Origin of the sequence: Williamsia herbipolensis, from assembly GCF_000964005.1 — a bacterium.
In the GTDB taxonomy this organism is placed as follows: Bacteria; Actinomycetota; Actinomycetes; order Mycobacteriales; family Mycobacteriaceae; genus Williamsia_A; species Williamsia_A herbipolensis.
On the sequence record NZ_JXYP01000024.1, the window covers coordinates 25,878 to 34,905 of the forward strand.

Sequence of the window (9,028 nt, forward strand, 5' to 3'; positions counted from 1 at the left end):
CCCCGTACGCCGCACCGATGGCCGTTCGCCCGGTCGCCGCCACGGTGAGCGTGCCCGGTTCGAAGTCGATCACCAACCGCGCGGTCGTCATCGCCGCACTCGCCGACACCCCGAGCACCCTCACCGGCGTGCTGCGAAGCCGCGACACCGACCTCATGCTCGACGCGGTCGCCACGCTCGGCGTCGGGGTCTCCCCCGATCCAGCCGACCCGACCACCGTCACCATCACCCCCGGCGCGCTGACCGGTGGACACGTCGACTGCGGGTTGGCCGGGACCGTCATGCGCTTCGTGCCGCCGATGGCCGCGCTCGCCCACGGCACGGTGACCGTCGACGGCGACGAGCAGATGCGCGCCCGTCCGGTCGACACCATCCTGTCGGCTCTGCGGGACCTGGGTGTCGCGGTCGAGGGGCGGACGCTGCCCTTCGGTATCGCGGGCACCGGCTCGGTACGCGGCGGCGAGGTGACCATCGACGCGTCGTCGTCGTCGCAGTTCGTCTCCGGGCTGCTCATCTCCGCGGCCCGGTTCGATGCGGGTGTCACCATCCACCATGTCGGGAAACCTGTTCCCTCCCAACCGCACATCGACATGACGATCGAGATGCTGCGGACGGCCGGGGTCACCGTCGACGACGGTGTCGCGAACACGTGGCGCGTGGTCCCCGGACCCGTCGCGGCCGTCGACTGGCGGATCGAACCCGACCTCTCCAACGCGGCGGCGTTCGTCGCCGCGGCGGCGGCCACCGGGGGCGAGGTGTCCATCCCGCTCTGGCCCGACCGGACCACCCAACCGGGTGCGCAGATCGTCGACGTCCTCGTGGAGATGGGAGCCACCGCGCAGATCGACGGCGGCGTGCTGACCGTCCGCGGCCCGCACCAGCTGTCGGGTCTCACCGCTGACCTGCACGACATCGGCGAACTGACGCCGACGATCGCGGCCCTGTGCGCGCTCGCCGACTCGACCTCGATGCTGTCGGGCATCGCGCACCTGCGCGGTCACGAGACCGATCGACTGACCGCCCTCGCCACCGAGATCACCCGGCTGGGTGGTCGGTGCACCGAGACCGCCGACGGACTGCGCATCGAACCGGCCCCCCTGCACGGCGGTCTGTGGCACGCCTACGCCGATCACCGCATGGCCACGGCGGGAGCCCTGCTCGGCCTCGTCGTCGACGGCGTCGCCGTCGACGACATCGCCTGCACGGCCAAGACCATGCCGGACTTCCCCGCGATGTGGCAGCGGATGCTCGCCGGGACGGATCAGCCCTGAGCGGCCGCCAACTCGACGAGACCGACGTCCGGATACGTCCGGGCAAGGGCAGCCGACCGCGCACCAAGACGCGGCCGGCGCACGACGACGCCCTCGAGGGGATGGTCATCTCCGTCGACCGCGGGCGCTGGGGCTGTGTCCTCGACGGGCCCGACGCGACGCGCGTCGTCTGCATGCGCGCCCGCGAACTGGGCCGCACCCCGATCGTCGTCGGCGACCGCGTCGGGGTGGTCGGCGACCTCAGCGGAACTGTCGACACCCTCGCGCGGATCGTGCGCGTGGACGAACGCTCGTCGGTGCTGCGACGCACCGCCGACGACACCGACCCCTACGAGCGGGTCGTGGTCGCCAACGCCTCGCAACTGTTGATAGTCACCGCCCTCGCCGACCCGCCGCCGCGGACCGGCTTCGTCGAGCGCGCCCTCGTCGCGGCCTACGTCGGCGGGTTGTCGCCCATCCTCTGTCTCACCAAGTCCGACCTCGCCGACGCCGACGAGTTCCGCGCGGCGTTCGCCGACCTCGACCTGCCCGTGCTCATCGCCGGGCGTGACGATCCCCTCGAACCGGTCCTCGACACGCTGCGGGGCCACGTCAGCGCACTCATCGGTCACTCCGGGGTGGGCAAGTCGACACTGGTCAACCGGGTGGTGCCCGATGCCTATCGCGCGGTCGGGGTGGTGTCGGGGGTCGGCAAGGGACGGCACACCTCGACGCAGTCGGTCGCGCTGGAACTGCCCGGACGCCAGGGCTGGGTCATCGACACCCCCGGCATCCGATCCTTCGGACTGGCCAACGTCGCGCCCGACGACCTCGTGAACGCGTTCGGCGACCTGCGCGACGCGATCGACGAATGTCCGCGCGGCTGTACGCATCTGGGGCCGCCGACCGATCCCGAGTGTGCGCTCGACACGTTGACCGGCGAGGCCGCACGGCGGGTCACCGCGGTGCGTGCGCTGCTCTCGGCGGTGGTGCACACCGACGGGCACGACTCCCCGCGCGGCTAGACGCCGCGGTCACCGGCGATGGTGCCGCAGGGACGCCGTCAGGCCGAGGCGGCGACGGTGCGACGGCTTCGACGCGCGTCGGCGATGGCCGTCTTGAGACCACGGCGCAGGTTCCCGCCGTGTTCACCGACCGCCGCCGTGACGGCGGGCACCGCGAAGCGCCGCTCGGATGCGGTCTCGGGGGCGTCGTCGGCGGTGGCCCTGAGGAAGCGGTCGGGCAGCGCCAGCTTCCAGATGGTGCGCAGCGACAGCCAGTACTGCCGCGGCAGCGAACCCGTCGTGTAGGGCAGGTCGTAGCGGGCGCAGATCTCGCGGATCTCGCGGCTCATCTCCGCGTACCGGTTGCTCGGCAGGTCGGGGAAGAGGTGGTGCTCGATCTGGTAGCAGAGGTTGCCGCTCATGAACGCCATGGCCTTGCCGGCCTTGAAGTTGGCCGTCCCCAACATCTGACGGAGGTACCACTGACCCGGCGTCTCGTTCTCGATGGACTCGAGGGTGAACTTCTCCGCACCGTCGGGGAAGTGGCCGCAGAAGATCACGACGTAGGTCCACAGGTTGCGCGCGAGGTTGGCGGTCAGGTTCGCCGAGAGGGTGCGTCCGGCACGCTTGCCCGACAGCGCGGGGAACAACACGTAGTCCTTGGTGATCTGGCGACGGACCTTGTGCAGGAACGGCATCACCTGGGGCTTCGCGTCGGCCCACGAGCGCTTGCCCGACACGACGTCCTTCAGGGCGAGATCGTGCAGGGCGATGCCCCACTCGAACGTCGCGGCGAGGAAGACGTTGATGAACGGACCGCCGAGGTGCTTGGCACGCCACGGTTCGTCACGGGTGATGCGCATGACGCCGTACCCGAGGTCCTCGTCCATGCCGATCACGTTCGTGTACTTGTGGTGGACGACGTTGTGCGAGTGCTTCCAGTCCGGTGCGGCGCACACCATGTCCCACTCCCAGGACGACGAGTGCACCTCGGGATCGTTCATCCAGTCCCACTGGCCGTGCATCACGTTGTGCCCGAGCTCCATGTTCTCGATCATCTTCGCGACGGCGAGCAACGCGGTGCCCACGACCCATTCCGACCGGGTCTTGTTGTTCCACAACACGAGTCGGCCAGCGGCCTCCACGAGGCGCTGCGCGGTGATGGTACGACGCAGATACCGGGCATCGCGCTCGCCGCGGTCGGCCTCGATCCGGCGACGCATCGCGTCGAGCTCACGTCCGAGCTCGGCGACGTCGGCCTCGGAGAGGTGGGCGTAGGTGTTGATGTCGGTGATGGCCATGGGCCGGGCTACTCCTTGTGGCGTGCTCCGCACGGTGTGCTCGCACACGGATCGGGTGCTCGATTCATTGTCCACACCGCGCGGTCGTTACGCCACCGTGACCTCGAGACGGCCGTGTCAGCCTGCGGTGTGTTCGGGCGTGTCGCGTCTCGGTCAGGCGGCGCGATCGGTGCCCCGGGCCGCCGGGACCAGACGCGACACCTTGGCGAGTGCGCCGTCACGTCGACGCGCTCGTGCGGTCGCCATGGCGCTGCGCAGACCCCGCCGCTTGCCGGTGACCGGGTCGATGGTGGCGACCAGACGGACGGCGGAGTCCTCACGGAAGCGCTCCTCCGACGCGGTCTCCGGTGCGTCGTCGCGGGTGTCGCGCAGGTACTTGTTCGGCAGCGAGAGCTTCGCGATGGTCCGCCACGACTTGGCGTACTGCACCGGGAACGGGCCGATCGTGTACGGCAGGTCGTACTCCTCGCACAGCGCCTTGACCTCGTGGGAGATCTCGCGCAGACGGTTGCTGGGCAGGTCCGGGAACAGGTGGTGCTCGATCTGGAACGACAGGTTGCCGCTCATGAACGCCAGCACCGGGCCGCAGTGGAAGTTGGCGCTGCCCAGCATCTGCCGCAGGTACCACTCGCCCTGGGTCTCGGAGTCGACATCCTGCTTGACGAACTTCTCGGCGCCGTCGGGGAAGTGACCGCAGAAGATGATCGCGTTCGACCACACGTTGCGGATCGCGTTGCCCATCAGGTTCGCCGTGAGGGCGGCGCGCCATCCCGACCTCGACCGGGTGACCGCACCGGCGAGCGCCGGGTACACCACGTAGTCCTTGAGGATCTGGCGACCCACCTTCTCGCCGACCTCGCCGAGCTTGCGATCGAGCTCGGCGCGGTCGAAGTCCTTCCGACCGATCTTGCCGAGCTCGAGGTGCTGCAGCGCCACGCCGTATTCGAAGCCGAGCGCCAGGACGGTGTTCGACAAGATGTTGGCGAGGTAGATCGGGTGCCACCGCTGGTCGCGGGTGACGCGCAGCAGGCCGTAGCCCACGTCGTCGTCCATGCCCAGCACGTTCGTGTACTTGTGATGCAGGTAGTTGTGGGTCTGCTTCCAGTGCTCGGACGGACCCGCGTTGTCCCACTCCCAGCCGGTCGAGTGGATCTCGGGATCGTTCATCCAGTCCCACTGGCCGTGCATGACGTTGTGGCCGATCTCCATGTTCTCGACGATCTTGGCGACACCGAGCGCCGAGGCGCCCAGCCACCACAGCGGCCGGCGTCGAGCGCCGACGGTCAGCGCGCGACCGGTGACCTCGAGGGCGCGCTGGAACCGGATGGTGTTGCGGATGTACTTCGCATCACGCTCTCCGCGGACCTCTTCGATGCGGGCGCGGACGGCGTCGAGACGGCGTCCGAGTTCGGCGACGTCGCTTTCGCTGAGGTGCGCGTACTCGGGGACGTTCTTGACTGCCACGATGACTCCTTCGGCGCCGGAACTGCTGACCTACGAAAGCGTAGGTTACGGAACCGTAGGCGTCCAGGGGTTGTCGTGGATGTGTACGACAACACACCGTCCACACAGGGTTCTTGGCGTCGAACCCAACCCCTCGGGCGTGCGTCGGTGCAGCCCGGATGCACCCTGCATCCGCACCTGCAGAGGAGGGGCGTCAGAGGAGTTCGAGGAGGAACGGGAGCTCCTGCGTGGCGTACCAGGCCAGGTCGAAATCATCGACGTCGCCGATCGCGAGCTCGGCGTCCTCGTCGCCCAGGTCGGCGTCATCGATCACCTCGACCGCCGCGGCGACAGCGGTCTGGGCCTCGGCCACGTCGACGTGCACCGATGCGATCGCCGAGCGTGGCACCGACGGGTCGATCCTGACCACGGCGACGTCGAGGTCGGGGCGCAGGGTCACCGGTTCGACGTCGGCGGCGACCACCACCCGCCGCAGCGGCAACGCCGGCTCGTCGGGGGAACGCGTATCCGCCTCGGCCGCCATCAGGCGCAGCGACGCCCGCGCGGCCTCCCGCATGGCGGCCTCGGAGAGTTCCTCGTCGTCACCGGCGGTGTAGGACTCCCGCAGCGCCGGGGTGAGGGCGAAGGCGGTGCCGCCGACGGACTCGAACCGCCCCGAGGACTCGATCGTGGCCACCATCGCCAACGTGGCCGGTAGGTACACCCTCACTCGACTGCTCTCCTCGCATCTGGTTGATCGGTCACCGGGTGGTCACCGGCAGCTCGTCGAACGACTCGGCGAGGAATTCGGTCATGGCACCGAGATCCCACATGATGTCGCGGTCGGCGTTGAAGGCGAAGAACACCTCGCCGTTGTAGGAGTTCAGCCCGATCGCGAGCGCGCGCTGCGGTACCAGCGCCGGCACCGGGTAGATCTCGGTGATGCGGTTGCCCGCCAGGTACTGCGGGGCGCCGGGGCCGCGCGCGATGCTGACCGGGACGTTGAACGATCGCCCCGACATCGACGCCGCGGCACGCGAACTCATCGCGTGGAACGTCGCCGGTCCCACGCGCTGAGTCGCCGCGACGGTGAACTCCGGCAACCAGGCTCGTGTCCCCATCGACATGCGGCGAGTCGAGTGGGAGTGCCGCTCGGTGAGGTGGGCGATCTGCGACAGACGCACGGTCGGGTTGGGCTCCCCCACAGGCAGATCGGTGACGAATCCGCGCAGACCCTCGGCCATCCACTCGGCGTCGCTGCTCAGTTCGTCCGACCGCGAGGAACCGGCCTCGCCGCCGGCGGAGTACGCGCTCAGCGGCACCATCACCCGGACCGTGGCGTGGGCGTCGACGGCGAGATCACGCGACAGCAGCCAGCGACGCAGGGCACCGGCGATGGCCGCGAGCACGACGTCGTTCACGGCGCAGTCGTGCGCGCGGGCGATCTGGAGACATCGCACCGCGGGTATCGAGGCCACGGTGAACCGGCGGGTGCCGGTGGTCGCGCCGTTGAGCGGGCTGTCGGGCGCGGAATCGGTCGCCAGCTGCATCACCGAGCCGATGCGGCGCAGCGAACCGGCCACCACCGAGGTGACGGTCGCCACCGGAGCCGAGGCGACCCGCGCGACCGGCGCCGACCGCACCGTCTCGATCAGCTCCCACGGCCGCGTGACCACGTCGGCGATCGCGTGCACGACCAGTGCGCCGCTGCTGGGTTCGGCGTCGGGCAGCCACAGGTCCTGCGGGGTCTCGGGGTGCACCGGTTCGTCGTCGACGATGACCTGGTTGATCTCGAGGGCGTCGCGACCATCGACGAGGGCGCGGTGGGTCTTGGTCAGCACCGCCATCCGGTTGTCGGCCAACCCCTCGACGAGATACATCTCCCACAGCGGCCGGTGCCGGTCGAGCGGCCGCGACATGAGTCGCGCGACGAGGTCGTGGAGCTGGTCGTCGGTCCCCGGGGTCGGCAGCGCCGAACGACGCACGTGGTAGGTGATGTCGAAGTCGTTGTCGTCCACCCACACCGGGCGGGCGAGGCCCAGCGTCACCTCGCGAACGCGCTGCCGGTACCGCGGCACCGAGCCCAGGCGGCTCTCGACGGTGGCCAGCAGCCGGTGGTACTCGAGGTGGGTCGCACTGCGTTCGAGGACGAGGAGCGATCCGAGATGGGTCGTCGAGCCCTCTTCGTCGCGGTAGTAGAAGGTGGCGTCCTGGGGGGAGAGTCGGTTCACCGGGGTCCACACCGCCTTCCTGATCCTTGTGCGATCCCATCCTCCCAGATCGACCGCCCGGCTCAGACGGTGGTGACGTTGACCAACGTCCACCGCAGCTCGGTGACGCGCGGTCCGCCCGGGACCGTCGGACGGATCCGCGTCGGCACGCGCGCCACCCTCGCGGCGACGGCGTGGACCCGGTTGCCACGGCTGTAGCTCGCGGTCACCTCGGCGGCATCAGGACCCGACCACTGCAGATGCACCCGCAGGAGCGACGCCGTCGGCGGCCGCCGACCGCCCGGCGCCGACGACGCGGCGGATCGGTGCATCAGGGCCGTCACCTGATCGACGATGTGGGGCGCGGCCACCGCCGCGAGGTGGGCGACGGGGCGGCGGCGGTCGATGACCTCGAGCACGCGGGTGAGTGCGGAGACGGCGAACGCACGTGCCGAGGGGTCCACCCGGTCGGCGACCGGGGCGCCCACCGCGGGAGCCGGCGGGCGCTGCGGTGATGTCGTCGGACGACCGACGCGCGCGGTTCCCGCCCGCCGTGTCACCGGTGTCTCCGACAGCGGCTCGGGTTCGCACTGCGGGATGGGGCCGATCAACCATCCGGTGTCGGTCCCGACCTGCCGGTCGCGCACCGCGACGCCGCCTGAATCCGTCATGAGCCCCACCCATCGTCCGTGGCGAGCCGACCGGCAGGGTGTCTCCCGCCGACGAGTCGAGTTCGCGCACCTCTTACGACGCGGCGGCTGCGGCAACGGTTCCGGCAAGGGCCGGGAATTCTCGTTAGCATCGCGCACATGAAGGCACGTGTGACCCCCGCACTCGCGCTCTCGATCGCGGCGATCGGTGTCGTGGCCGGCTGCTCATCCGGATCCGACACCGCGTCCACGACCACCACATCGACCGTGGTCGTCTCGTCGACGGCCGCGGCACCGCCGCGATCGACCGAGGACCCGGGCGGAGGGTCGGGCCGGGCCGGGGGCACGACCGCGCCCGCCGGCGGCCCTGCCGCGGCGTGCCGCGCCGGCCAGTTGTCCGGCGCGGTCACCGCCGACCCCGACGGCGGCACGGCCGGAGCAACGCACTCGACGATCACACTGACCAACACGGGGTCCTCGACGTGCACCCTGACCGGCTACCCCGGGGTCTCGTTCGTCGGCGACGGCGACGGCACCCAGCTCGGCGCCGCTGCCCGTCGTGACGGCTCGACCGCGACCACGGTGACGGTGGACCCGGGCCGGTCGGCGAGCGCCGCGCTGCGGATCGCGCAGGCCGGCGCGGTCGGTGGATGCGACCCGGTCCGCGCGGACGGTCTGCGGATCTACCCTCCCGACGATCGCGCCGCCGTCTTCGTCCGCACCACGGCCTACACCGCCTGCCGGTCGACGACCGCGCAACCGCTGCTCACCGTGGGGACCCTCCGCTGACTCGATCAGTCTGACGCCGGGACCCGTCCCGCCATACGACACCGCTCCCGCGACGCCGGTGGTGTCGCGGGAGCGGATCGGTGATGCGGGAGGGCGTCAGCGCTTCTTGCGCGCCTTCGGCGGCTTGGTACCGGCCGTGCGGGTCCCCGACCGTGCCGCGGCACGACGCTCGCGACGACTCGCCGAGACGCCGGCGGTGTCGGCGCCGTCCGCGATCTGACGGGTGCCGCCGTCCTCGGCGGGACCGGTGTAGACCAGGTCCTGCTGCTCGTCGTCGAAGCCGCGTGCCCGCAGCGCCGTGGGGGCCGCCGATTTGGTCATCGCGACCGCGCTCTGCGCCTCCTCGGTGGGCAGGGGGCGCAGAGCGCGGTCGCGATGACC

9 protein-coding genes are annotated in these 9,028 nt (G+C 70.6%); 3 read left to right on the top strand and 6 right to left on the bottom strand.

The window, feature by feature from the left end; translation table 11 throughout:
• Window positions 1-17: 17 nt before the first annotated feature.
• Both aroA and rsgA read left to right on the top strand, forming a co-directional pair.
• Entirely contained in the window at window positions 18-1,271 is a 1,254-nt protein-coding gene (aroA, locus tag TU34_RS14550) for a 3-phosphoshikimate 1-carboxyvinyltransferase (RefSeq protein WP_045823624.1), read from the top strand.
• Window positions 1,235-2,275, top strand: coding sequence for a ribosome small subunit-dependent GTPase A (rsgA, locus tag TU34_RS14555; protein WP_238981326.1), 1,041 nt, complete (start codon window positions 1,235-1,237; stop codon window positions 2,273-2,275). Before aroA ends, rsgA begins: the two co-directional genes overlap by 37 nt.
• 38 nt (window positions 2,276-2,313) lie before the next feature.
• Here the strand turns inward: rsgA and TU34_RS14560 are convergent, their stop codons facing one another.
• The 5 genes from TU34_RS14560 to TU34_RS14580 all read right to left on the bottom strand — a co-directional run bounded on the left by TU34_RS14560 (window position 2,314) and on the right by TU34_RS14580 (window position 7,879).
• On the bottom strand, window positions 2,314-3,555 hold the full coding sequence (locus tag TU34_RS14560) for a fatty acid desaturase family protein (protein ID WP_045823625.1): 1,242 nt from the start codon (window positions 3,553-3,555) through the stop codon (window positions 2,314-2,316).
• Window positions 3,556-3,708: 153 nt separating this feature from the next.
• Entirely contained in the window at window positions 3,709-5,019 is a 1,311-nt protein-coding gene (locus TU34_RS14565) for a fatty acid desaturase family protein (RefSeq protein ID WP_045823626.1), read from the bottom strand.
• Between the two features lie 193 nt (window positions 5,020-5,212).
• Window positions 5,213-5,728, bottom strand: coding sequence for a DUF6912 family protein (locus tag TU34_RS14570; RefSeq protein WP_045823627.1), 516 nt, complete (start codon window positions 5,726-5,728; stop codon window positions 5,213-5,215).
• A gap of 31 nt (window positions 5,729-5,759) precedes the next feature.
• Entirely contained in the window at window positions 5,760-7,229 is a 1,470-nt protein-coding gene (locus tag TU34_RS14575) for a wax ester/triacylglycerol synthase family O-acyltransferase (RefSeq protein WP_045823642.1), read from the bottom strand.
• Between the two features lie 62 nt (window positions 7,230-7,291).
• On the bottom strand, window positions 7,292-7,879 hold the full coding sequence (locus TU34_RS14580; protein ID WP_052688951.1) for an Rv3235 family protein: 588 nt from the start codon (window positions 7,877-7,879) through the stop codon (window positions 7,292-7,294).
• 138 nt (window positions 7,880-8,017) lie between these two features.
• Between TU34_RS14580 and TU34_RS14585 the strand changes: the two genes are divergently transcribed.
• Window positions 8,018-8,647 (top strand): DUF4232 domain-containing protein, encoded by a 630-nt coding sequence (locus TU34_RS14585; protein ID WP_045823628.1) that lies wholly within the window; start codon window positions 8,018-8,020, stop codon window positions 8,645-8,647.
• Between the two features lie 96 nt (window positions 8,648-8,743).
• Here TU34_RS14585 and TU34_RS23920 read toward each other — a convergent pair.
• Window positions 8,744-9,028: hypothetical protein (locus TU34_RS23920; RefSeq protein WP_045823629.1), on the bottom strand; the 285-nt coding region annotated here is incomplete at its 5' end.

Excerpts from the sequence above, each read along its gene's own strand:
- TU34_RS14580 (WP_052688951.1), bottom strand. The coding sequence starts at position 7,879 with ATGACGGATTCAGGCGGCGTCGCGGTGCGCGACCGGCAGGTCGGGACC.
- TU34_RS14560 (WP_045823625.1), bottom strand. The coding sequence starts at position 3,555 with ATGGCCATCACCGACATCAACACCTACGCCCACCTCTCCGAGGCCGAC.
- TU34_RS14585 (WP_045823628.1), top strand. The coding sequence starts at position 8,018 with ATGAAGGCACGTGTGACCCCCGCACTCGCGCTCTCGATCGCGGCGATC.
- aroA (WP_045823624.1), top strand. The coding sequence starts at position 18 with ATGGCCGTTCGCCCGGTCGCCGCCACGGTGAGCGTGCCCGGTTCGAAG.